The 25,503-nt window shown below is 42.3% G+C and carries 21 protein-coding genes and 1 pseudogene; 17 read left to right on the top strand and 5 right to left on the bottom strand.

Annotation, left to right across the window (positions count from 1 at the left end; genetic code table 11):
- Window positions 1-65: 65 nt before the first annotated feature.
- Window positions 66-527 carry a glyoxalase/bleomycin resistance/dioxygenase family protein gene (locus Q5O24_15230; GenBank protein ID WKY47681.1) on the top strand — a complete coding sequence of 154 codons (462 nt, stop codon included), beginning with the start codon at window positions 66-68 and terminating at the stop codon, window positions 525-527.
- A gap of 165 nt (window positions 528-692) precedes the next feature.
- Here Q5O24_15230 and Q5O24_15225 read toward each other — a convergent pair whose 3' ends face one another.
- Window positions 693-1,070, bottom strand: a complete 378-nt coding sequence (locus tag Q5O24_15225) for an arsenic metallochaperone ArsD family protein (protein WKY47680.1) — start codon at window positions 1,068-1,070, stop codon at window positions 693-695.
- Window positions 1,071-1,466: 396 nt separating this feature from the next.
- Between Q5O24_15225 and Q5O24_15220 the strand changes: the two genes are divergently transcribed.
- The 11 genes from Q5O24_15220 (at window position 1,467) to Q5O24_15170 (ending at window position 11,134) form a co-directional block, all read left to right on the top strand.
- Entirely contained in the window at window positions 1,467-1,895 is a 429-nt protein-coding gene (locus tag Q5O24_15220; GenBank protein ID WKY47679.1) for an alpha/beta hydrolase, read from the top strand.
- Between the two features lie 147 nt (window positions 1,896-2,042).
- Window positions 2,043-2,576 (top strand): dihydrofolate reductase family protein, encoded by a 534-nt coding sequence (locus Q5O24_15215; GenBank protein ID WKY47678.1) that lies wholly within the window; start codon window positions 2,043-2,045, stop codon window positions 2,574-2,576.
- Between the two features lie 51 nt (window positions 2,577-2,627).
- Window positions 2,628-3,746, top strand: coding sequence for a radical SAM protein (locus Q5O24_15210; GenBank protein ID WKY47677.1), 1,119 nt, complete (start codon window positions 2,628-2,630; stop codon window positions 3,744-3,746).
- 114 nt (window positions 3,747-3,860) lie between these two features.
- Window positions 3,861-4,292, top strand: coding sequence for a MarR family winged helix-turn-helix transcriptional regulator (locus Q5O24_15205; GenBank protein WKY47676.1), 432 nt, complete (start codon window positions 3,861-3,863; stop codon window positions 4,290-4,292).
- Window positions 4,293-4,357: 65 nt separating this feature from the next.
- Window positions 4,358-6,100: an ABC transporter ATP-binding protein gene (locus Q5O24_15200; GenBank protein ID WKY47675.1), complete on the top strand. Its 1,743-nt coding sequence runs from the start codon at window positions 4,358-4,360 to the stop codon at window positions 6,098-6,100.
- Window positions 6,084-7,970: an ABC transporter ATP-binding protein gene (locus Q5O24_15195; protein WKY47674.1), complete on the top strand. Its 1,887-nt coding sequence runs from the start codon at window positions 6,084-6,086 to the stop codon at window positions 7,968-7,970. The genes Q5O24_15200 and Q5O24_15195 overlap by 17 nt, the downstream gene beginning before the upstream one ends.
- A 17-nt stretch (window positions 7,971-7,987) precedes the next feature.
- Complete coding sequence (locus tag Q5O24_15190; protein ID WKY47673.1) at window positions 7,988-8,545, top strand: DNA-3-methyladenine glycosylase I; 558 nt, start codon at window positions 7,988-7,990, stop codon at window positions 8,543-8,545.
- Between the two features lie 112 nt (window positions 8,546-8,657).
- A complete protein-coding gene (locus tag Q5O24_15185; GenBank protein ID WKY47672.1) occupies window positions 8,658-8,879 on the top strand; it encodes a sulfurtransferase TusA family protein in 222 nt (73 codons plus the stop codon).
- Between the two features lie 11 nt (window positions 8,880-8,890).
- Complete coding sequence (locus Q5O24_15180; protein WKY47671.1) at window positions 8,891-9,310, top strand: DsrE/DsrF/DrsH-like family protein; 420 nt, start codon at window positions 8,891-8,893, stop codon at window positions 9,308-9,310.
- 13 nt (window positions 9,311-9,323) lie between these two features.
- Window positions 9,324-10,496 (top strand): cysteine desulfurase family protein, encoded by a 1,173-nt coding sequence (locus Q5O24_15175; protein WKY47670.1) that lies wholly within the window; start codon window positions 9,324-9,326, stop codon window positions 10,494-10,496.
- Between the two features lie 2 nt (window positions 10,497-10,498).
- Entirely contained in the window at window positions 10,499-11,134 is a 636-nt protein-coding gene (locus Q5O24_15170; GenBank protein ID WKY47669.1) for an iron-sulfur cluster assembly scaffold protein, read from the top strand.
- A 185-nt stretch (window positions 11,135-11,319) separates the two neighbouring features.
- Here Q5O24_15170 and Q5O24_15165 read toward each other — a convergent pair whose 3' ends face one another.
- Window positions 11,320-11,832, bottom strand: coding sequence for a LuxR C-terminal-related transcriptional regulator (locus Q5O24_15165; protein WKY47668.1), 513 nt, complete (start codon window positions 11,830-11,832; stop codon window positions 11,320-11,322).
- A gap of 71 nt (window positions 11,833-11,903) precedes the next feature.
- On the opposite strand from Q5O24_15165, the pseudogene Q5O24_15160 reads away from it, so the two are divergent.
- From Q5O24_15160 to Q5O24_15150, 3 genes and pseudogenes are all read left to right on the top strand, one after another.
- Window positions 11,904-12,632, top strand: a pseudogene (locus tag Q5O24_15160) (aminotransferase class III-fold pyridoxal phosphate-dependent enzyme).
- Window positions 12,633-12,810: 178 nt separating this feature from the next.
- Window positions 12,811-13,581, top strand: coding sequence for a 4,5-DOPA dioxygenase extradiol (gene ygiD, locus Q5O24_15155; protein ID WKY47667.1), 771 nt, complete (start codon window positions 12,811-12,813; stop codon window positions 13,579-13,581).
- 11 nt (window positions 13,582-13,592) lie between these two features.
- A complete protein-coding gene (locus Q5O24_15150) occupies window positions 13,593-14,432 on the top strand; it encodes a pirin family protein (GenBank protein WKY47666.1) in 840 nt (279 codons plus the stop codon).
- A gap of 40 nt (window positions 14,433-14,472) precedes the next feature.
- Here the strand turns inward: Q5O24_15150 and Q5O24_15145 are convergent, their stop codons facing one another.
- Window positions 14,473-14,796: a hypothetical protein gene (locus Q5O24_15145; GenBank protein ID WKY47665.1), complete on the bottom strand. Its 324-nt coding sequence runs from the start codon at window positions 14,794-14,796 to the stop codon at window positions 14,473-14,475.
- Between the two features lie 300 nt (window positions 14,797-15,096).
- Between Q5O24_15145 and Q5O24_15140 the strand changes: the two genes are divergently transcribed.
- A complete protein-coding gene (locus tag Q5O24_15140; GenBank protein WKY47664.1) occupies window positions 15,097-15,870 on the top strand; it encodes a TraX family protein in 774 nt (257 codons plus the stop codon).
- Window positions 15,871-15,971: 101 nt separating this feature from the next.
- On the opposite strand, the gene Q5O24_15135 is transcribed toward Q5O24_15140, so the two are convergent.
- Window positions 15,972-18,947, bottom strand: a complete 2,976-nt coding sequence (locus Q5O24_15135; GenBank protein ID WKY47663.1) for a methyl-accepting chemotaxis protein — start codon at window positions 18,945-18,947, stop codon at window positions 15,972-15,974.
- Window positions 18,948-19,369: 422 nt separating this feature from the next.
- Here Q5O24_15135 and Q5O24_15130 point away from each other — a divergent pair, with 422 nt between their 5' ends.
- The gene (locus Q5O24_15130) at window positions 19,370-22,135 is read left to right on the top strand and encodes a methyl-accepting chemotaxis protein (GenBank protein WKY47662.1); all 2,766 of its coding nucleotides are present in this window, start codon (window positions 19,370-19,372) and stop codon (window positions 22,133-22,135) included.
- A 136-nt stretch (window positions 22,136-22,271) separates the two neighbouring features.
- Here Q5O24_15130 and Q5O24_15125 read toward each other — a convergent pair whose 3' ends face one another.
- Window positions 22,272-25,433: a methyl-accepting chemotaxis protein gene (locus Q5O24_15125; GenBank protein ID WKY47661.1), complete on the bottom strand. Its 3,162-nt coding sequence runs from the start codon at window positions 25,431-25,433 to the stop codon at window positions 22,272-22,274.
- Between the last annotated feature and the right edge of the window lie 70 nt (window positions 25,434-25,503).

Raw genomic sequence — 25,503 nt, 5'->3', positions numbered from 1 at the left:
TCTAAGAAAGTCAGGTCATGGACTTATCATTTTATAGAAAAAGGTTAAGAAAAATGGAGGAAAGTATGAATTTCAAGTGCCCACTGATTGTAGTTGCTGATATGGCAGTTTCAAGAACCTTTTATGAAGATGTTCTAAGACAGAAAGTGATTCTGGATTTTGGCGCAAATATAACTTTTGCCGGAGACTTTGCTTTGCAGACGAAAGATTCATGGAGGGATTTTATTAAAAAAAGTGAGATTTTAAATAAACCAAATAATTTTGAACTCTATTTTGAAGAGGAAGCATTTGATAAATTCATGACGCATTTAAAAAACTTTTCCATAGATTATCTCCATGATGTTGTAGAGTATCCCTGGGGACAAAGAGTAACCCGCTTTTATGATCCTGATGGGCACATTATAGAAGTTGGCGAAAGCATGACGACGGTGGTTAAAAGATTTCTTTCGCAAGGGATGACAGTTGCAGAAACAGCAGAGAAAACCCAGCATCCTATAGAGTTTGTAAGAAAGTGTTTATCATTCTGAAAAAATTGATTAAGGGGGAATTAGGAGCTGTTTGAACAGGTAGATTTTGTTTGTGAGAGAAGAAACTATATGCAAGACAGGATAAAAGAGGAGGGCATCAATCGATACTGAATGCCCTCCGCTCTTCAACAGGTTTTCATATCAGGTTCTAAATCAGTTTAGAACTTAGCAGCAGTCACCGCCGCAAAAGCTTTTACTGGCCATTTTTTCCTTCATTAGAATGAGGACCAGTTCATCTTTACTAATCCCGAACCAGTTGGCCATTTCCAGATTGCTAGGATAAATGCCGGTTTGCTGAAGTTCACCATCAACTAGAATGATTGGCAGGGCCGCTTGGCCGCCGGTTTGCATCACTTCCTGAACAGCCTTATTTTCAGTAAAGGATTCCGGGTTTAGATCCAGTCCATATTGTTTAATATTTTTTCCATCCCGGGACAAGGCTTTGATAATAGTGGCCAGGCGAAACTTCTCGCGGTCAGCACTGGAGCCGCAGCCCACTGCATCTGACAACTTCTGGGTATCATATATTTCAACTGTTTTCATGTTTTTTTCTCCATTTCTAGATCTATCAGATCCGATTATTAACTTCTGCGCTTCCTGAATCCGCTTCTGAAATTCGCAGTTGTTTATAATCATTTTAAATGAAGATTCTTAAAGGGCTATAAAACAATACTTTATTATATACCGTCCAATTGACAATAAACTAGAGGAGAAATGTGATATTAAGTAAATTGCACTGAATGGTATAATAAAAAAGTGTATATTATAGCTGATGGAAAAGGATAACAGCCTATTCATCACGACCCGAAAATAAGGAGCTCAGCAAGACAGAGAAGGGGCAAGAAGGCTTTTTAGAATATCTAGAGATGGCCAGCTCTTTTACAGTCGCGTGAAGGCGATCATTCAAATCATTAAACAAAGGATTATGGAGGTGCAAATTTGAAAGTTCAGTGTGGTTATACAGAAACGGAAGGAGATGAGCTTTTTTATAAGGTCCGTGGCCAAGGTCTTCCGATATTATTTATCGCCCCAGGGGGCGGAGACGGTGATAATTATCTTCCAGTTGCAGATATTCTGGCAGAAGATTACAAAGTGATTACCTACGACAGACGGGCAAATGCAAGAAGCTCCAGACATTCTCCTGATCAATTTTCAATCGCGCAGCAATCCAGGGATGCTATTGCTGTTCTGAATGCGGTAGGGGAAAAGACAGCCTTTGTTGTTGGCAACAGTAGTAGCGCGGTTATTGCACTGGATTTGGTGACTAACTTCCCAGGCCATCATGCTTCTTTTATGGATCAGCCAACTGAATGGGCCACTTGCCTAATAAATATTTTAAAAAGATTTGATGAGAATGGTTTAGAATAATCAGAATAAACAGTACAATGAGGGGAATACGAAATACTATGTATTCTTATAGCTGTAAAAGATCTTGAGAAATCTAAGCAGTTTTATCATGATGTGCTGGAACAGGAGTTTAATGATCTCATAAATACAAAATTTTAAGGAGCCAAAATGAGCGAAGTCGTATTATATATCGCAATGAGTCTGGATGGCTACATTGCAGAATCAAATGGCAATATCAGCTGGCTTGGTGGTGATGGAAGCGAGCCTGACAATCAGGGCTCATATCCTGAATTTATTGAAACAGTCGATACCATTATTTTAGGCTATACAACTTATCATCAGCTGGTTACTGAACTGGCGCCTGAGGGATGGGTCTATCCCGATAAAAAAACCTACGTGATGACCCACCAAAAGCTTCAGAACTGTCCTGAAATCAGCTTTACCGATGAGAATCTTGCCGAACTGATAAGGCGATTAAAAGCTGAAGGAGGCCAAAATATCTGGATTTGCGGCGGTTCTGCCATCATTAATCAGGTTTTGGCAGCAGACTTAATTGACAGATTTTGCATTACGGTCATCCCGATCTTATTGGGTGACGGCATTCGTCTTTTTACAAAACAAGAGGACCAGCGACTGTTAAAGTTTGTTTCAACGCGCACCTACAACGGGATGACTGATCTGGTTTTTGAGAAAAGAAAATAAAACGCTTGAAACCGCCAGGAAATAATTGAAAAGAAAGGTTAGGAGATACATTTGAAAATATCAAAAAAAGATGCCCTGATGTGGTTTGAATTTTTTGCCATGCTGCCGGAGGACGAGGAACTGATGGTGAATCAGCAGGAAATTGTTTATGCAACTTTTGCCCAGATTGAAACAGCGATTGAAGAGCGGAACAGTAAATTGAAAAAAGCGATCACAAATATGAAATCACTTGCTAATCGCACCCTTTATGTTGGTCCGGAAGATAAGTTTCCTCAGGGTTGCCGCTCCTGCCTTCTAGGCAGTGGCTTAAGTGCGGTTCGCAAAACCAATAAATGCAACATTGAGTGCAAATTCTGTTATAACTACGGTGAATTGGATGACATCGCTCCCGTGGGTGAGGGCTTATGGGAAATTGGCGGCACTAAGTTTTATGAAAGAGATCTGGAGCTCCTGCTGTCGATTCAAGAGCTGCCAACCGGTCTGGCTTATGTTTTGCTGGAACCTTTTATGGAAATTGAAATCTACTATCCAGTCATTAAAAAATTCAGTGAAGCAGGCATCTATCAGCATCTTTATACTAACGGAACGCTGGCGACCGAGGAAAATTTAAAAGCTCTGGGGGCTGCCGGCCTAAATGAAATTCGCTTTAATCTGGGTGCTTCCAATTGTGCAGACAAGGTCATTGAAATGATTGGGGTGGCCAAAAGATATATTAATAAGGTGGGGATTGAAACCCCGATGACACCGGAATTTTTTGCAGCCTTTCAGCAAAAAAAGGAAGCGATTCTGGCGACCGGACTGGACTTTATCAATTGTGCGGAACTGCACTTAAATCCCAATAATATTGACAACTATGCAGGCGAAAAGATGTATATTGCAAGACGCGGTTATATCTCACCGATCTGGAGCCGTGAGCTGACTTTGAAACTGATGAAAATGGCAGATGATGAAGGTTGGGATCTGGTCGTTCACGATTGTTCCAATGACACCAAATTTGCCAGAGGACTTAATATCAGCGGTAAAAACGGCAGCTGGTTTGGCGCCAGCAATTACGCCTGTGAATTTTCACGCATTCCCTATGCGGTCTTTTTGCCGATTTTGCGGGACCAAAGCTTTTCATTTTTGGAAGAGGAGGATTTGCCGGTGGCCTACCAGCCCATGCGGATTTGAATAAGTAATTGACGAGGCGTGCAAAACTTAATCTAGCTTAAATTTTTGCGCATGGATTGACCAGAAGTATCGTTTTGGCTATAATGTTAGTGTCCTAACAATTAAGGAGGAAAGATGAAAAATACACAGCGAATCGGATTTGAAATAAAAACTACATCTAATCGGATTCGGCAGTATATCAATGAAGTAATGGAAAAGGAACCCGATATCACCGGTCTTCAGGGTTGGATTATCGGCTATATTTTCAGGCATCAGAATAGCCAGGAAGTCTTTCAGCGGGATATCGAGAAGGAATTCAATGTCCGGCGTTCCACCGTTTCTGGGATTTTAAACACCATGGAAAAAAAAGGTTTAATTATTCGCGAGGCGGTTGATTTTGATGCCAGGCTGAAAAAAATTACATTAACAGATAAAGCGGTTACCTGCCATCAGCTGATTCTTGAAAAGTTGCAGATCATAGAAGAACAGTTAAAAAAAGGGTTGAGTGAAGAGGAGTTAACACAGTTCTTTTTAACTCTGGAAAAAATAAATAAAAATATTAAGTGAGCCACACGAAAGTGTGGTTAAAAAATAAAGATAATGTTAGGAAACGAACAATAAAGGAGGTCTATATGATTAAACAATTAGCCAGTTATATTAAAGACTATAAGTCAGATTCTATTAAGACTGGTGTATATGTGGCAATGGAAGTTGTTATGGAAGTGGCGATTCCCTTTCTGATGGCATATCTGATTGATTATGGAATTGAGGCCGGAAATATGAGTCTGATTATTGGCTTGGGCTTGGGCATGATTTTGGCAGCGCTCTTATCCTTGTTTTTTGGACTGTTATCTGCCCATTATGCAGCCAAAGCATCTGCCGGTTATGCAAAAAATTTGCGGCAGGCGATTTTTTATAAGGTTCAGGAATTTTCCTTTCTCAATATCGATAAATTCTCAACCGCCAGCCTGATCACCAGGCAGACAACTGATATCACTAATATCCAAAATGCCTATCAGATGATTATACGGGTAGCGGTCAGAGCACCGATTATGCTGATTTTTTCGCTTTTTATGGCGTTTAATATAAACCCTCAGCTTTCACTTATTTTTCTGGCGGTGATTCCACTGTTAGGAATCGGTCTTTATGTGATTATAACAAAAGCCCATCCGATTTTCGAAAAGGTATTTAGAACTTATGATCATTTGAATAATGTAGTTCAGGAAAATCTGAGAGGTATCCGGGTGGTTAAATCCTTTGTTCGGGAAGACTTTGAGCAAGATAAGTTCAAGGATGTATCGGAGAAAATTTATCAGCAGTTTTCCAAAGCGGAGAAAATACTGGCTTTTAATGCACCCCTGATGCAGTTCGCCATCTACAGTTCTATTCTTTTAATTTCCTGGTTTGGAGCGCAGATGATTGTATCCGGCTATATGACAACTGGTCAACTGGCCAGTCTGATTACCTATGCGACATCAATTCTGATGAGCCTGATGATGCTATCCTTTGTCTTTGTGATGATTACCATTTCCCGGGCATCAGCTGAGCGTGTGGTGGAAGTTTTTAACGAATCTATTGATCTGGAAAATCCGAAAAATCCGGTTACGACGGTTAAAAACGGCAATGTCACCTTTACTAATGTGGGCTTTTCCTATTCGAACAGTTTAGATAAACTATGCCTTCAGGATGTTAATTTGAGTATCAAATCCGGTCAGACAATTGGAATTATCGGGGGGACAGGGTCTTCTAAATCGACCCTGGTGCAGCTGATTCCCAGACTGTATGATGTTACGACTGGGATTGTTGAGGTCGGCGATGTCGATGTTCGAAATTACGACCTTAAAACCCTTAGAGATTCGGTGTCAGTGGTCTTGCAGAAAAATATTCTGTTTTCGGGAACCATCAAAGATAATCTGCGGTGGGGAAACAAAGCAGCTACCGATGAGGAGATCATTCATGCCTGCAAACTGGCCCAGGCCGATGAATTTATTAAGAGCTTTCCTAAGGGATATGACACTTATATTGAGCAGGGCGGCAGTAATGTATCCGGCGGCCAGAAACAGCGGTTGTGTATTGCCAGAGCGCTATTAAAAAATCCTCAAATTCTGATTCTTGATGATTCTACCAGTGCCGTTGATACCCGGACCGATGCTTTAATCAGGGAGGCTTTTCTAAAGGAGATTCCCCACATCACCAAATTTATTATTGCCCAGCGAATTGCTTCGGTTATGGAAGCTGATGCGATTATTGTGATGGATGAAGGGAAAATCAATGCTATGGGCAGCCACGATGAACTGCTTGCAGCTAATGAAATTTATCAGGAAGTGTATTATTCTCAGTTGAAAGGAGGGAATGACTTTGACCAACAACAATAAGCCGCGTTTTTCAAAATCAACGATAAGCAGTGCCAAGCGTTTGTTTTCCTATATCAGACGGAAACATCTGGGAGCCTTTATTTTCGTGATGTTTGCGATTGTGGTCAGTGCTGTTGCCGGGGTGGCCGGTTCACTTTTCCTTCAAGTTCTGATTGACGATTATATTACTCCGCTTTTGACAATGCCAAACCCGGTTTTTGATGAATTGGCACAAGCAATATTGACCATGGCTGCCATTTATCTGCTGGGTGTAGTGGCAACGTATGTCTATAACCGGACCATGGTCGTTATCGCCCAGGGCGTGCTTAAAGATATCCGGGATGAGATGTTTGTGCATATGCAGAAAATGCCAATTTCTTATTTTGATACACATACCCATGGCGATACCATGAGCCGCTATACCAACGATACCGATACTTTAAGACAGATGCTTGCGCAAAGTTTTCCGCAAATCATTTCTTCAATTTTTACCATTGTTACGGTCTTCTTTGCCATGCTGACCACCAGCTGGATTTTAACCATCGTGGTTATGCTGACGGTCCTCTTTATGCTTCGAGTGGCCGCCTCCATTACCGGAAAAAGCGCTAAATACTTTTTTGAACAGCAGCAGTCATTGGGGAAAACCAACGGCTATATTGAAGAGATGATTAACGGACAGCGCGTCGTAAAAGTATTCTGCCATGAAGAAGAATCAAAAGTCGGTTTTAACGAATTAAATGAAGAACTTTGCCATGCTTCTACCCAGGCCAATCGTTTTGCCAATTTCCTGATGCCTTTTATGGGTAATATGGGATATTTTCAGTATGTTCTGTTAGCTATCGTCGGTGGGGCTCTGGCAGTATCAGGCGTCAGTTCCTTAACGCTGGGCGCATTGGTTGCCTTCCTGCAGCTTAGCCGGTCCTTTACCATGCCGGTCAGTCAGGTTTCCCAGCAGCTCAATGCGGTGGTAATGGCTTTGGCCGGAGCACAGCGAATTTTTGAGCTGATGGATGAAAATCTGGAAGTGGATGAAGGCTATGTAACCCTGATTAATGCCAGGTGGGAAAATAATGAACTGGTGGAATCTGAAGCGCGAACGGGACTTTGGGCCTGGAAACATCCCCATCATGATGGCACCACAACCCTGACCCAGTTAAAGGGGGACGTGGTTTTCGACCATGTGGACTTTTCCTATACGCCGGATAAACAAATCCTTTATGATATCAGCCTTTATGCTAAACCGGGTCAGAAAGTAGCCTTTGTTGGCGCTACCGGAGCCGGTAAAACGACCATTACCAATCTGATCAACCGCTTTTACGATATAGCGGATGGAAAAATTCGCTATGACGGCATTAATATCAATAAGATTAAAAAAGCGGATTTAAGACGGTCATTAGGAATTGTTTTGCAGGACACCAATTTGTTTACTGGTACAGTCATGGAAAATATCCGTTACGGAAATCTTAATGCAACTGATGAAGAAGTCATTGAAGCAGCCAAACGGGCAAATGCAGATTATTTTATTTCGCTCTTGCCAGAAGGCTATCATACCAGACTGGAAGGCGATGCGTCCGGCCTTTCCCAGGGACAGAGGCAGCTCTTGTCGATTGCCCGGGCAGAAGTTGCCGATACGCCGGTTATGATTTTGGATGAAGCGACTTCAAGCATCGATACCCGAACTGAGGCCATTGTATCCCAGGGGATGGATGCTTTAATGGAAGGTCGAACCGTCTTTGTTATTGCCCACCGTATTTCAACCGTGCAAAATTCCAATGCCATCATGGTTATGGATCAGGGAAGGATTATTGAACGGGGAGATCACGATGAGCTGATTGCAGTAAAAGGTAAATATCATCAGTTATATACTGGTGCCTTTGAAGAAGCAGAATGATAAGTGGAGGATAACTTATGATTTGGAGTGATGGTAAATGTCGCTGTTCATGGGCAAATCCGAACAATGAGGATTATATCCGCTACCATGATGAAGAATGGGGACAACCGGTTTATGATGATCACAAGCTATTTGAGATGCTGGTCCTGGAGTCCTTTCAGGCCGGTTTGTCTTGGGAGTGTATCCTTAATAAACGTGATGCATTTCAAAAGGCTTTTGATGACTTCGATCTGGAAAAGGTCTGTAGTTATGATTTACAGAAAGAGCAGGAACTTCAAAAAACGTCAGGGATTGTTCGGAATAAATTAAAGATTCATGCGGCTATCAACAATGCCATTATTTTCAAAAAGATTCAGGAAGAGTTTGGGACTTTTTCAAAATACCTCTGGCATTGGACTGATGGTAAAATAATATTTGAAAATGGCTTATCAAGCTCACCACTATCGGAAAAAATCTCTAAAGACCTGAAGAAACGAGGCATGAAATTTGTGGGGCCGGTTATTATCTATGCCTATCTGCAGGCAGTAGGACTTATTAACTCCCATGAAGAAGGATGTTTTTTAGAATCTGAATAATCTCAAACGGTGCAGTCGCAAATATGCGGCTGCATTTTTTTATTTCTGGATTAAATACTTTAAATTAAGGGTATGATAATGGTAACAGTTAAGTCTTGAAAGGAGGATTACAATGGCAGAAATCAAGGTGGATGTAAGAGGGCAAGTCTGTCCGGTTCCGCTTGTAGAAATGCGAAAAGCCGTTCGAAAAGCAGAAGCAGGAGATGTGATCGAAATTGTTGGAGACAATGCCGCTTCCCGAAAAGAAATTCCTATGGCGGCAGATGCATTGTCGATGACAGTGGAGCTTGACAACGAAGAAGAAGGCATCTGGAAAATCAGAGTTCGCAAATAAGGAGATTAAAAATGGCCGAAAAAACGACGATTATCGTTCAGAGCGGCGATATGGATAAACTCTACAGCGCTCTGATTGTATCAAATGGCTCCCTGGCAATGGGGATGGAAACGTCCATGTTTTTTACCTTCTGGGGACTATTGCGACTTAAAAAAGGCAGCCTCGACAAAGGGCCTCTGTCGAAAATGAATTTTCTCGGATTGGGAAAGAGAATGATGCTGAGGCGAATGCAAAAAAAGAATGTGGCTTCATTGGAGAGGCTGATGGATGATTATAAAGAGCTGGGTGGAAAAATCATTGCCTGTGAAATGACTATGAACATCATGGGATTGAAACGAAAGGATCTGATGGAGTCCTATATTGATGAGTATGGTGCGGTGGGAACCTATATTAAAGAAGCCAGAGAATCAACCATTACCCTGTTTATTTAGGAAGGAGAATCAAGTGGAAAAAATATATTATTTTGATAACGCTTCCGCAACCCGTCTTGACGACCAGGTATTTGAGGTGATGACCCCCTATTTTAGAGAAAAATATTCTGTTGCCACTTCTGAATTTGGTTATTCACCGGGTGTCGAAGCTCGGGAAGCTATGGAGGGCGCCCGGGAAAAAATTGCCGGGGCATTGGGGGCAGAGACAGAAGAGTTTATCTTTACTTCCGGCAGCACCGAATCCTCTAATCTGGCTCTGAAAGGCATTGCAAAAGCTTTGGAATCTAAAAAGGGGAATCACCTGATTGTTTCAAAGATCGAGGATTTTCCCGTCCTATACAGCGCTAGAACTCTGCAAAAACAGGGGTTTATGGTCGATTATCTTGATGTAGATGAGCAGGGTCGAATCGATCTTGCTAAGCTTGAAAGCCTGATTCGTCCGGAAACGATTCTGGTCTCTATCCAGCATGGCAACCAGGAAATTGGCACCGTTCAGGAGATAGATAAAATTGCTGAAATTTGTCGAAAAAAAGAAACCCTCTTTCATACCGATGCAACCCATACCTTTATGCGAATCCCAATTGATGTCAAAAAAACAAAGGTCGATCTGCTCACTGTTTCAGCCCATACTCTGCATGGACCTAAAGGAATCGGTGGATTGTATGTCCGCAAAGGGACCCCCCTTTCTAAGATTATGGATGGCGGTTTTCAGGAATTCGACTTAAGAGGCGGGATGGATAATATTCCCGGGGCTGTCGGTTTTGCCAAGGCAATCAGTCAGGTCACAGAAGAAGAAAATATTGTGCTGAAAAAAATGCGTGACCACTATATTGCCAGAGTTATGAATGAAATTCCGGATGTTACATTAAATGGTCATGACACTGAGCGAACGCCGCAAAATGCCAACATCACCTTTCATTATGTTGAAGGTGAATCCATTACCCTGCATCTCGATATGTACGGCATTGCCGTCAGCACCGGCTCGGCCTGTTTTAGCCGCTCACTGGAAGCCAGTCATGTTATTGCCGCTATAGGCGGAGATCATGAACGGGCCCATGGGTCTATCCGGGTGACATTGGGGCGTTATAATACCATTGAAGAGTTGGATTTTTTAGTCGATACCCTTGCCAAAGTGGTTGGAAATTTGCGGAAAATCAGTCCGCTGGGAAAAGATAAGGAGGATTAAAAGTGGCTGGTCAATATAGCGATATTGTGATTGAACATTTCAAGAATCCGCGAAATACCGGGCGTATTGAAGATGCTGATGCAAAGGCAACAGAAGGCAGTCCGGCCTGTGGAGATATGGTTTCACTTTATCTGAAAGTAGATCCGGAGACAAAGATTATTACTGATATAAAGTTCGAGTCTTATGGTTGTGCTTCAAATATTGCAACTGGATCTATAATTACTGAGCTTGCAAAAGGCAAAACCATTGATGAGGCTAAAAAAATTACCTGGCAGGAGGCAGCAGAAGCGCTAGGCGGTTTGCCAAAGATTAAAGCCCACTGTTCAGTACTCGCTGTGGAAGTACTGCGTTCGGCGATTTTAAATTATGAAGAGAAGCATGGTATGTCCAGTAAAAAAGAGAAAACAACGGAAGAAATTGTGAGAAAACGGCTGAAAAAAGTTATGAATCCCATTAAAGGTTTGGATATGATTGCTACCCATCTGGTAAAAGAAATTAAAATTGATGATGGCAATGTCAGTATCCTGATTGATTTGCCGGAAACCCATCAGTTTGCCAATTCGATTAAAGAAGACGCCATCGAAAAAATCGAATCCCTTTGGGATATCGAACACGTTGAGGTTGCTTTTACAGAGTAAATGGGGATTTTCCTATTTTGAGGTCCATCTTATAGTAAAAGAAGCCTGATGGTAAACGAAAAAAGTAGCTTGCAGTAGAAAAGTTCGGAAGATGATATAAGAAAAGTTATTTTATCTTCCGAACTTTTTTGTGATTATTTACAGGAATGTTAGAAACGGATATTGCCACTAAAGTGTCTGAGATGTTATAAAAGCCTAAGTAAATCCCACTTTGATGAAACATTCAGCTTGCGAAAAATATTTTGCAGATGTTTTTGAATGGTGTTTTCACTGATGGAAAGTTCACTGCCGATTTCATCGTTATTGCGAAAGGCAGCCACAAGATTAAGGACTTGACTTTCGCGGGAGGTAAGATGATATTCGTTGACCAGGTCTTCGAGATTGAATTTTACCGCCGGTTTTTCTTCAAGGAGAATAGTGTTCATAATCATATTTAAATGGATGCCGAGAGATCGCAGATAGAACATATCATCCTCATTGAATTCGCCATCGGCTCGAGTTCGAAAAAGAGTGAGAATACCGAGGAGATGCTGGTTATATACAATACTGAACTGAAGGGTGTCGAAGATATTATATTGCTGATAACAATTGAGATATAAAGACGAAGTCAGTCGGCTTTCCTCAGCCATCAGGTCACTTTCCCGAACCAGATTGGATTCTTTGCCATTGATAATCCATAATAAATGATCTTCATCCATCCGCTTAATATATTCCTTTTCGGCATCAGTAAAAAAATCCGGAACGCAGATCGGCGAGTCCAGAAAGAAGCCTTGATGTGGTTAAGGCACAGCTGGATCATCAGGCCCTGCATTCCCAGGAGCTGCTGGATCCACTGCGTGGATATCTGGCTAAAGCTATGGCTGATATTACCCCGGGGGATCTGCAATACTGTTTCTTCACCAATGGTGGTGCTGAAGCGGTAGAGATGGCCTTAAAGCTGGCCCGTATCGCAACCGGTGGCAGATGGTATATTTCGACCGTTGGCGCCTTTCATGGGAAATCCATGGGAGCTGTTTCCATGGGAGGTAAAAGTACTTATCGTACTCCTTATGTGCCGATGGTTCAGCAGGTTCAGCATGTTGAATTTGGTAATGCCCAAGATATGCGAAAAGCCATTAATAATCTTCAGGCTGTTGGAGAAAAAGTGGCTGCGGTTATCCTGGAGCCAATTCAGGGTGAAGCAGGGGTCATCATTCCCCCTGAAGGATATTTAAAAGAAGTCAGAGAAATTTGTGATGAAGCAGGGGTTGTTCTGATTTTTGATGAAATTCAGACTGGAATGGGAAGAACCGGTGCCATGTGGCGATGTGAAGCTGAAGGTGTTGTGCCGGATATCATGACTTATGGTAAAGCTTTTGGCGGCGGCATCATGCCCATTACCGGGCTCATCTGTCGCCCGCAAATCTGGGTTGAGGAATTGATTGACAATCCATGGTTGTTGGGTTCACCGACTTTTGGCGGGAATCCGCTGGCCTGTTCTGCGGCCATTGCGACCATTTTAAATTCTTCTCTTATTATAAGCCTTCTGCACATCATTTGAAAATAAATAATATCGATCACAGTAGACATAATTTGTACTTTTAACGAATATTTCTTAATATTTCTTTGAGTTTAAAGGTGTAGAATAAGTGTAGCATAACATTTTGAAATTCAAAATGAGATTTGAGGTGAAAGTTATGGCAAAAATGCCAGTAATGTTTGTTGGTCATGGATCGCCGATGAATGCGATTGAAGAGAATAAATATGTTGAAAAATGGGTGGTGGAGATTGGTCAAAAGATTGAAAAGCCGAAGGTTATTTTATCGGTCTCAGCCCATTGGGTTACGGATGATAGCAGTGTGAATAATCAGGAACATCCAAAAATGATATATGATATGTATGGCTTTCCCCAGGAGTTGTATGAGGTTGTTTACAATGCGCCTGGAGCTCCGGCAACCGCTAATGAAGTAATTTCACTGCTGGACCGGGAGGTTAAGATTGATAACAGCTGGGGAATTGATCACGGAACCTGGTCAGTGCTTTGCCGGATGTTTCCAAATGCAGATATTCCAGTTCTTCAATTAAGCCTGGATTATCGTGCACCGGCAGAAGCCCATTTTCAGATGGGAAAGGAATTAAGTGCTTTAAGAGAAAAAGATGTACTGATTTTAGGCAGCGGCAACGTCGTCCACAATTTGTCCAGAGTCAACTTTGGAATGGACGATGGGTTTCCCTGGGCTGATGAATTTGACACATATATTAAGGATAATATTGTTAGCCGGGATTACGGTCAGGTCATTAAGTACCATTTGGCTGGAGATTCGGCAAAATTGGCTTTTCAGACCACTGAACATTTTAATCCGCTCTTATATGTTTTAGGGGCGACTAGGCCGGATGACAAGTTAACGGTTTTTAATGATTCTTGTACCCTCGGTTCGGTATCGATGACTTCATATCTTTTCGAGTAAAGGAGAATAAAATGGAGCGAAAAATTGTTAAACAAATCAGAGGTTTTAGAACCCAGGACGGTGCTGGTGTTAATCTGGTCAGAGTTTTAGGTCATGATACTGTCACGACTTATGATCCAATTTTAATGTTGGATTCCTTCGATAGCACTAACCCGGACGACTATACTGCAGGTTTTCCCATGCATCCCCATCGGGGAATTGAAACCATCAGTTATGTTTATCGCGGGAAAATGACCCATCGGGATAGTTTAGGTAACGAAGATACTATTTCGGATGGCGAAGTACAGTGGATGACGGCAGGATCAGGAATCTTGCATGAAGAGAAACTGCCAGCCTCAGAAAGACTACTGGGAGTCCAGCTGTGGCTCAATCTTTCGGCTAGTGACAAATGGGTACCGCCGGCTTATCACAGTGTGAAGAATGCTGATATTGAAGAAATTGAGATTGAAGGTGGGAAACTAAGACTTTTAGCCGGTCAATATGAAGGCCGACAAGGCTATTTAAGCAAGTATCTACCCTTGGATTATTATGATATTCACCTAAATCCTGATACTGAATTTAGCGTAAATACCGATGAGTCTCGTTCAGTTATGCTCTTTACCCTGCTGGGAGATTGTTATATTGGCGGAGAACTCATCAAAGAGAAGACTGCCATTAAAGTGGGGGCCGGTGATATAGTTAAGTTAAAAGCACCGGATAAAAAGGCCCAGATTTTATTTGTCTCTTCAAGACGCCTTGATGAGCCAGTGGCTTGGGGAGGCCCAATAGTGATGAATACCAGCGAAGAACTGGATCAGGCTTTTGAGGATTTGCGGCAAGGAACTTTCCTGAAAAAGGAAATAAGCTATTAGTCTATTTTTCTCTAGTTAGCAGTTTTCGGAAAATGCTTGCTTAACAATCGTTTAGCATGTACAGACAATGTTTTTGATACCAGGCTTTGATTACCGGATCAATATAGCCGTCACGATTGATTACTTTTAGTGGGCCAATTGGGTCGCCCAGTTCAAAGCCCAGTTCATCGAGAGTAAATAATTTCATCTGTTGAATAAATTCCCGAAAATTAATACCGGGTTGTACGTTTGAATTTTCAGCTAGATGTCGATTAAAGAGATCCAGAACCTGCAGGAAATTTTCCGGTAGGTTCTGGGTATTCTTTTCCCATCTGATCATGAATGTTAATAGTGCAGTCAGCACTTCAAAAGAGGATTCTATCAAGATAAATTCACCTTTTCCTAGTTTATTATTTCTTCATTATACATTTTTTTGAAAATTATGCATCTGTTTTTTGGAAATAGAACTAAATAAAATTGTGTGGAAATCAGTAATGCGAAAAATTTTAAAACTGATTTTTTATAGCTCGAGATATGAGGATTTTAAATTACAGCCGGCTGTAATAGAGAAACCCTGAAATTATGGCTTGCACTCAAAGTCTGTCGGATTTTTTTAGCTGATATGGTTAGTTGCAATTTTTTTAAAAAGCGGATAAAATGAAAAAAAGCTTTTAGGGGGAAAACATTGTCAACTACAACCATAAAACTTATTGCCCTGGTTCTGATGTTCTTTGATCATATTGCTGAATTTATTCCCGGAACACCAGTATTTTTTCACTGGATAGGCAGGATTTCTGCTCCGCTTTTTATGTTTGCCATGGCCTGGGGTTTTCATTATACCCATGATCGAAAAAAATATCTACTGCGAATGTATTTGTTTGGGGTTTTGATGGCGATAATCGATTTTGTTCTCAACAATACGATCCCAAATGTGACAACATATGCCTATAATAATATCTTTGTCACGCTTCTGCTGGTGGGCCTTGTTTCCTGGATGATAGAAATTTATCGCAAAGATAAGCTAAAAGGCTTGCCTCTTATTATGGCTTTTGTTGGTATACAACTGGTAACTACAGCCCTTTGTGCTTTTGCCGGTCAGTTGTTACCTTATTATGGTATTGAACTGATAGTTGGGGCTTTTACTGCCAATCTTTTGTTTAACGAAGGCAGTTTTATTTTTGTATTGCTGGGAGTCCTGATATATTTCACTAAAGAGAATAAACGAAATCTGATCATTGCTTATTCGGCCTTTACGGTCAGCTATTTTTTAATGGAGTTTCTATATAGTTCCAACCTCTATGCCATATTCTTCATCAATTTTCAGTGGATGATGATTGGCGCACTGCCATTAATGCTCTTATATAATGGCGAGAAAGGCAGGGGGTTAAAGTATCTGTTTTATTTCTTCTATCCGCTTCACATCGCTATTCTATTTCTGATCGGCAATGTTTTATTATAAGACAGATAAAGACTATATCTAAAAGTATCAAGACGTAAAATTTAAAAAAACCACCGTCATTTATCAGCGCTTGCTTGATAATGACGGTGGTTTTTTTATAATTATCGTTTTAAATCAAAGCGACTGACCATACTCTTTAAAAGTTCAGCCTGGCTGTAGAGTTCTTCACTGGCAGCAGCACTTTCTTCAGCGGTTGCCGAGTTATTCTGGACCACTTGTGAGACCTGTTCAAAACCGACATTAATTTGATTAATTGATACTGTCTGTTCGTTGGAAGCCTGGTCAATTCTATGAACCAGATCGGCAATCTGTTCAATATTACCGACAATTTCGTTAAGTGAATCAGCAGTGCTGTTTGCAATTACCGTCCCTTCATTAACGCTCAAAATCGAACTTTCAATGAGCTCAGTGGTTTCCCGAGCCGCTTCAGCAGATCGACCGGCCAGAGTTCTGACTTCTTCAGCAACAACGGCAAAGCCTTTACCGTGTTCACCGGCCCGGGCGGCCTCAACGGCTGCATTAAGTGCCAGAATGTTAGTTTGGAAGGCAATATCATCGATCACCCGGATAATATTAGAAATCTTGTTGGAAGACGCATTGATTTCATCCATCGAAGTCAGCATTTCATTCATCTGGGTATTACCCTTTTTAGCATTTTCCTGAGCTGTCTCAGTCAGTTTGTTGGCGCGGTCCGCATTAAGGGCATTATCCCTGGTCTGGTTGGCGACTTCGCTAATGGAGGCATTTAATTCCTGCATTGAGCCAGCCTGTTCAGTGGCACCTTGAGCCAGGGCCTGGGAACCGTCGGATACCTGTTTTGAACCGGAGGCAACTTCATCGGAAGAATGGTTGATGCTGCCGAGAATACCGTTTAGTTCTCCCAGAGTGTGGTTAAGGGAATCCTTGATAATAGCGTAGCTGCCCTGATAATTACCGTTCATGGTTAAGGTTAAATTACCGTCAGCCATTTCTTTAAGTACGGTTGCCGCTTCATTAATCGGGCCTTCGATGGCATCAAGGGTTTGATTGAAGCCCTCCATAATTTCCTGGTAACCGCCTTCAAATTGCGTGATATCGCTGCGGAGGGCAAGGTCACCGTTAATACCCGCCTGGGCCATATGACGGGATTCAGCAATTAGAGCATTGATGGTGGTGAAGGTGGCGACAATAGCAGGTACCATCTGATCATTTTCTGACCGCTTGCCGATGGCAGCAAAGTCATCCAATCGACTGGTATCGCCGGCGGCAATTTCATTAAAGACCCGCTGGACATTTTGTAATCGTGAGTGAACATTGTTGATTTCATTGGCAAAATCCTGCATATCCCCCTTATAAGAACCCTGCATGGAAACGGCATAATCATTGACTGCCATTTTTGCCATAATTCCCTTGGCTTCATCAATAGGAGCAAGAATCGAATTGAGGGTATCATTAAAGCCTTTGATGATTCTTTGGTAGTCTCCACTGTGGCGGGATTCTTCGGCACGAACCGCCAGGTCTCCCTCGGTTGCAGCTGAAGCCAGTAGATTGACATCTTCGATCAAGGCATTGATATTATCGATACACTGATTGAGGTTGTTTTTTATGGTGTTAAAATCACCCTGATAAGGATCGGATATTTTTTCAGGGATCATCCCGCGGCTGATCTTATCCACATAGTCGGCCGCTACATTAAGCGGGTTGATGACGGCATCAAGGATGGCATTAATTTCTAAAACAAGGTCGCGGAATTGGCCCTTAAAGAGGTCCGCATTGCCACGATCTGAAAGATGTCCATTGGTCGCAGATTCAGAAAGTTTTTTGATTTCCATATCCAGATTCTTTAGGGTATCAATCAGTTGAATAAAACTCTGAGACTGGATATCTTTGTCTGATCGAACATCCACAGTGACATCCAGGTTCCCTTGCGAAATGGATTGCAGCGTAGAAATATTGCCCCGAATATTTTCTGATAGGGATTGGAAGGATTGTCCCAGCTTGCCCAGTTCGTCTTTACGATTTAAGATTTCTGCAGGCACTTCATTATCAAAATCCCCCTGTTCAGTATGGGCAAAAAGATCGGTAACGACCACAATCGGTTTAACAACGCCGCGGATAACTTTGATGACAATTAAGCTTAAAATGACCAGCGTGATGAGGATCAGGCCAATCAACTGATAAATCATGGTCATAATTGGCTCGTTAATTTCGCTTTCGGCCTGGGTAATAGCCAATATCCAGCCGGTATCTCCAAGGGAAGCATAGTGGAGGCGGTTGGATCCTTCATCATTGGTGAAGGTCGATGATCCTGGCTCACCGCTTAAAATGGCATCACCCAGTGCGGCCAGACTTGAGTTTGGATCTTCCGTAATATTCACACTCATAATTTTAGAGCTATCCTGATCGGCAATATAAAGACCGGAACTGTCAAGCAAAAAGGCATGACCGGTATTGCCAATATTAATATCTGAGATGATTTGCTGAAGATTGGATAAATCGATATCACCGGTTACAACCCCTGAAAAATTCCCGGAACTATCATAAAAGGCCTTGGCCGCAGTTACCATGGTTATACCAGAGAGTTCATCATAAAAAGGTTCAGACCAGGCTAGCTCGCCGCCAGCATTTTCCCCGACCAAAAACCAGTCCTGATTTGGATAATCATATTCATCGGTACTATACAAATCTTCTGCATAGGCAACGGAATCGCCATCGCGATAAGCATAGGGTCCAAAGAATTTTATTTCCGGGTTGTAAGCGTAGTAGTCATAAAAAACCCCGACACCAAAGGTATCATCGGTCAGTTCAACCTGACTGGAGAGAAGCTGTTCGTAGTCTCCTGTAGGAATGGAGGAGCCAGTAAGGCCTAAGGAAGTTCCGAAACTGTTAACCATTTGACCATGGCTGTCAAGCGTGTTTTCCAAATCAGCCATGATCTGATCGAGACGCATAGAACTTTGCATTTCGATTTGCGTATTAACGGTATTGATATTTAGAATGGTTACAGCAATACTGATCAGTAGCAGAGCTAGCGTGACGGTAATCATCACCGGGCCGAGGATTTTATATCCGATTGAGTTTTTATCAAATAGCTTCATGATAAGGCCTCCCTTTATTTTCATTGATAATATGTGTATACCGTATGAATTGATAAAATAACATTGAATAGTGAAAAAGATTGAAGTATTCTTCAATAGATGCAATTTCTCTAATTATATAGTAAAAAAGAGTAAAAACATCGCTTCAAAGGTTAAAAATATGTAAAAAATAAGCATGGATATTAACGGTTAGATCTAGCTATTTGCTGGATTGAAAAACTGCTGGTGGCTTTTATTTAGAGATAAGGCGCTTAATTATAAGAATAGATCAATATAATTGAATTTAACTGAAAAGATAATGTGAGTCTTATTTAAAATTGTTCTGTTGCAATAGTTATTTATATTTATTATAATTAAATCGAAATGAAAGTAGGATATTAATTCTTAGAAAAGAATAAATAATAATATTTAAGGGGACGAAAATGAGTTTAAGCAGAAAACTATCATTAATTGTATCCATTGTGGTTCTGGTAGGGGTACTGATTTTGGCAGTAATCAGTAATACATATACCACAAATCTTCTGTCAGAACGGGAAGAAGAGGCCGGTCTTCTTTTGGGGCAGTCAGTTTTAAGCGCTCTGGATAGTGAAGTAGATGCCATTAAGATTGCGGTGGAAGTGATTGCCAATGATCCGGAAACCCAGCGGCTGTTTTATGAACGGGACAGAGAGGGGCTGCTTGAATTATACAGTGCCAGATATGACCTGCTCAAAGATGAGATCTATCAGTTTCAGTTTCATCTACCGGATTCTACCTCCTTTTTACGGCTGCACAGCCCGGAAAAGTACGGAGACAGTCTCTATGATATTCGTCAGACAGTTAATGAAGCTAATGCAACTGGTCAAACTGTCATGGGTCTTGAAGGTGGTGTTGCCGGTTATGGCGTCCGGGTGGTTGTACCTATGTTTTATAATGGCGAAGCGATTGGGTCCGTTGAATTTGGCAACCGCTTTGATGATACGTTCCTGACCTCAACTCAGGAGCAATTCGGCGGTGAGGCTTATTTTATCTATCTCTTTGATACTGAAGCAGTAGAAGATGGAACGATTCCTTTTCTGGCAGGTACTCAGGAGACCGATAACTGGCCCCTGGAGCCAGCTGTAACTGAAAGTCTTTATAATGGAGAAATTGAATATATTGTGGAAGAGGGAAGCAGTGCAGGAGTTGTTCTGATCCCCTTTACCGATTACAGTGGAGAGGTAAAAGGCTATATTAAGGTAATCAATGATCGGACGGAAGTTTTGGCCCAGATACAGCAGACCAGAACAGTGATTTATGGGATTGCAGCCGCCATAGCGGTTATAGTCTTTATCTTATTAACACTATTGATTAATCAGATGGTTAGAAGACCGCTTAAAAAGATTTCAGAGATTGCTGGCAGTGTGGCAAGAGGTGACTTTGATATTGCCATGGATATGCAGTCTAATGATGAAATTGGTGTAGTTGCGAACGCTTTTTCAGAAACAGTAAATGTACTCAAAGGTGTGATCAATGATGTAGAGACGATTACTCAAGCGACCATGGTTGGAGATCATACGAAACGTGGGGATATAAGTCAGTATGAAGGTGCTTATGGGCATTTGATTACAGATATAAACGGTCTGGTGGATGTCTTTGTCAAGCGGCTGGATGCTATTCCCTTCCCGACTATCCTAATGGATACCGATTATCAGATTAAATTTGTTAATCAGGCGGGAGTTAAAGCGGTGGGAACAAGCGCAGAGCAAATCCTGGGCCAGAAATGTTACGAGCTGCTGCAGACAGACCTTTGTGATTCCGAATCCTGTCCGGGCCGAAAGGCGCTGGCGGAAAGAGAAACTGTGGAAGATGAAGTCGTAATTAGAAATGCCAACTATGCAACTTTCAACACACCGGTCGAGGATTATGATGGAAACCTGGTTGGCCAGATGGAAATTCTTGTCGATCAGACTGAAATTAAAAATGCCCAGCTGGAATCCCAGCAGGCTCAGCTCAAAGCTGAAGACCAGGCAAAACTGATTGAAGACCAGATGCTTGAAGCTGAGAAACAGGCGGATATCCAAAAACGGATTGCCGACCAGGCTGATGAACAGGCCAAAGAGGTTCAAAAGCAGGTTGAACTGGCTAAAAAAGTTTCAGATTATCAGGAACGTGAAGTAGAAAAACTGGTATCTAATCTGTCCCGTCTGGCAGTTGGTGATTTGAGTATTTCGATTGATGACGCAGAATATGATGAAGATACGGAATCCATTGCGATGATGTATCAGATGATTAATATGAGCTTGGGAAATAGTGTTAGAGCCATTAACGGTTATATTGAAGAAATCACCCAAACGGTAGGACAGATGGCGGAAAAGGATTTTACCGGCGAAATAAACGGACTGTTTATGGGCGATTTTATGAGGCTGAAAGATTCCATCAATCATATATTGGAACAGATGAATCAGGTGCTTTCAGAGATACAGTCGGCGTCGGGCCAGGTTGAAGCAGGAACAGAACAGATCGCTGATGCCAGCTCGAGTCTGGCGGAAGGATCGTCTGAACAGGCCAGTTCCATTCAGGAAATCTCTGCTACCATCACTGAAATTGCATCTCAAACCAGGGAAAATGCGGTTAATGCCAATAAAGCCAATGAGTTGTCGGAGAAGGCTCGGAAAGAGGCGCAAAGCGGGAATGAGCAGATGAGTGAGATGCTTGCGGCAATGGATCAGATCAGTGAGTCTTCTCAGGGCATTGCCAAGATTATAAAAGTAATCGACGATATTGCTTTTCAGACTAATATTCTGGCCCTCAATGCAGCCGTCGAAGCTGCCCGTGCTGGTGAACATGGTAAAGGGTTTGCGGTAGTCGCTGAGGAAGTCAGAACGCTGGCGGCTAGAAGTGCTCAGGCAGCCAAGGAAACGACTGAATTAATTGAATCTTCAGTAGAGACAGTTGAAGAAGGCAACAAGATGGCCCAAATTACAGCTGAATCATTAGAAGAAATTGTCAAAGGGATCTCGGATGCAGTAGATATTGTAGGCCAGATCGCCCAAGCTTCAAATGAGCAGGCGACAGCTATTAATGAGATTAACATTGGGGTGGATCAGATTGCCGAAGTAACACAAAGAAATACCGCAACGGCTGAAGAAAGTGCTTCAGCCAGTCAGCAAATTGCCTCGCAAGCGCAAATCCTGGAAAGCATGGTATCGGATTTTAAACTTAAATAATGAGTTCTGAGTAGTGACCACTTTCTGACTAGTAAAATAATCAGGTTGGTAGTTTTCTATCTGATGCCAAGACGCATAAGTGAGTTAAAACAAGAGAAAAGGACGATTCTGAAATATTTCAGAATCGTCCTTTTTCTTAATATTTGTCAAAATCAAAATCATCAAGCTTTATACTGGGTTCTTCTTCATACTCCAGGGGAGCGGTTTTTACAGATGACGCTTGCCTTGATACGGAGCTATAGGCAGTATTTTTAGTGTTTGATTTTAGTTTAAAAGCGGCAACCCGACTCATTAAAAGTTCAGCCTGACCAGAGAGTTCTTCGCTGGCGGCGGCGCTTTCCTGGGCTGTTGCCGAGTTGGTCTGGACGACCGTGGAGACCTGATCGATACCCTGGTTGATTTCATTGATCTTGGTCGCCTGAGCATTGGATGCGTTGGCGATTTCGCCAACCAATTTGCTCATGGATTCGATCTTATCAAGGATTTCTTTCAGGCTTTCGGCAGTTTGATTGGCAATAGCGGTACCGGATTCAACTGAATGAATTGAGCCTTCAATGAGATCAGTGGTTTCCCGGGCGGCTTCGGCGCTTCTGGCAGCCAAGGTTCGGACTTCTTCTGCTACAACAGCAAATCCTTTACCATGCTGACCGGCTCGTGCTGCTTCGACAGCGGCGTTGAGAGCCAGAATATTGGTCTGGAAGGCGATGTCATCAATGACCTTAATAATTTTTGAAATGTTATTGGAAGATTCATTGATTTCTGTCATGGCTCCAACCATTTCATTCATCTGATTATTACCCGCCTCAGCACTATCTTTCACATCGTTGGATAGAGTATTGGCCTGGTTGGCATTGGTGGCATTCCGTCCTGTATCGCTGGCTACTTCATCCATCGAAGCGTTGAGTTGTTCAATGGCGGCAGCCTGTTCAGTGGCCCCTTGCGACAATGCCTGACCACCATCTGAGATTTGATTGGCACCGGCTTCCACCTGACTGGAGGCATCACCGATAGCTGAGAGGGTGGTGCTTAATTCGTTGGCAATACGGTTTAAAGAATCTTTGATGGATTGGAAGTCACCGAGGTATTCAGCGGTTATTTCGATATCCAGATTACCCTGACCGATTTCTGATAGGGTGGTGGTAATTTCATCCACATAGCGTTTGAGGAAGCTGACAGTCTGATTCATATCGTCTTTTATCTGAACGTAATCTCCATTGTAGTGACCGGTCATGCCAGTATTTAAATTTCCCTGTGACAGTTCTTTGAGCGTCGCACTGGCTTCTTTGATCGGAGCCACCACTGCATCCATAATACCATTGAGACCGACAACAATCTCTGCAAATTCGCCCTGATGGGCACTGGCATCAGCTCGAGTATCTAAATCCCCCTGGATACCGGCAAGCGCCATCATGGTAGCATCGTTAATCAGTCTTTCAACTGAATTTTTGACTTCACCCAGATTGTTTTGAATTTCTAAAAACTGTGCACTGACTTCAGTTGTGTATTCATTGCTTTCTTCTAAGGAAAGGTCAAAGTCAAGATTTCCTTTGGCCAGACCATCAAGGTTTTGAGCCAGCTTTTTGACTTCAGCATTGGTGAAATTGCTGACTGAGATCATCTGAGTCAAATCCGTGACAGTTTCTACGAAGCCGACATTTTTACCGTTTTTATCTTTAAGATATGCTGTGTCCTGCTTGTTATAACGTCCGTCCCATTCAAAATAGCTGTCGGTCAACCCCTGATCAACCAGTCGTCTGATACCACAGCCCTCAGTCTGACAGATATCGGCGTTGGCGTTGTAGCAATCCATGCCATAACCAGATTTACGATCGGTTAAAACGTTGTTTCTGATCATCGTGTCTTCAAAGGCGGCATTCATGAAGGTCCATTTCATATCATTATCGGTAACGTGGATTGGGAAGGGAACAGCATCCAGAATAGATTCATACCAGACCATCTGATCAACGACAATATCCAGGGTTTCATTAACGCCCTGAACAATATCCTTAAACCCGCCTTCAAAGGCATCGGCATTACCCCGGGTTTCCCATTGACCAGCTTTGGCAGCATCGGAAAGACCGGTTGCTTCGCTAATCAGGGCTTGAATAGTATCAACGGTATTTTTAAGTGCTGGAGCAACCTCATCTTGAGAATCTGCAGCTTCAAACTGAAGACCGATGACATCGCCCGCAGAAATTTTGTTCATTAGCCCCAGAACCTGGAATTGCAAATAATCAGTCAGGTGATTAAGCGAGGTGCTTAACTCACCAACTTCATCCCGAGTTGTTACCTGAACACGATGGCTTAAATGGCCGAGATTGACTTCCTTAATCATATCATTGGCAGCAATAACCGGTTTAGCGATTCTTCGGGAAACGATAAATGAGATTATCGCAGCAATAATACAGGCTAGGCCCACAATTAGAAGAATCCCATTTTTCAGTGCGTTAATTGGCGCCAGCATGGATTCTTCTGATTGAGTAATGATCAACTGCCAGCTGGTTCCCGGAATTGGGGCTACGTTGGCAAGTTTTATGTCGCCGTTATAAATATATTCAAAAGAAGAGATTACGCTGGAGTCGAGAGCCTGAAGCTGTGCACCCATACCTTGAGGACCGTCAACCTCAATATTGTCATAGACATTGGTTTGATTGATAACCAGCTCCGGGTTGGGGTGGGCCATCATTACGCCGTTCTGGCTGATGACCATTCCGTATTGAGTTTCGCCATCACCGAGACTGGTGACAACATCTGTCATAAAATCTGGGCTTCGGCGACCGAGCAGGATACCGACTACAGACCCGTTATTTTTAATTGGAGCTACTTCAAAAACAGCAGGCTGTCCTGTAACCAGACTGATCGATACATCAGAAATGCTTAAATTACCGGCATAAGCTTCCTCGTACCAGAATTCATCACCCAGATCAAATTCACCACCACTGATGATGTATTGACCATGGCGGTCAAGACCGACAACAGCCATATCCTCATAGCCGAGATTTGTCACTTCTTGTGTCAATGATGCTGATTGTGTGGCAAAGTCCATACCGACTATGCCACTTTGTTTAGCGATTTGATCCAGAGTCGTTAAATTACCAGTGATTAATGCCCCAATATGGGCGGCGCTTTCTTCAACGTACATACTAGATTGAATTTCATATTGGCTTGTAACGGTATCACTGCCGCGAATGACGGCAAAAATTCCTAGTACAGCTGCCATACCGAACGCAATCAGCAGTGTCATTAGAATGAGCTTTGTTGACAGTCTCATTCCCATTTTGAAGTCTTTTTCTTCCATTATTCTCACTCCTTTTTTAAAGAATTTTTAATTTAGCATCGTTAACTATTATAAAAGTGCAAATGTATGA

The sequence above is a fragment of the Eubacteriaceae bacterium ES3 genome, from assembly GCA_030586155.1.
Classification (GTDB): domain Bacteria; phylum Bacillota; class Clostridia; order Eubacteriales; family Eubacteriaceae; genus Acetobacterium.
The sequence above is the reverse complement of the archived record's forward strand: the minus strand, read 5'-3'. Positions and strand labels throughout refer to the sequence as shown.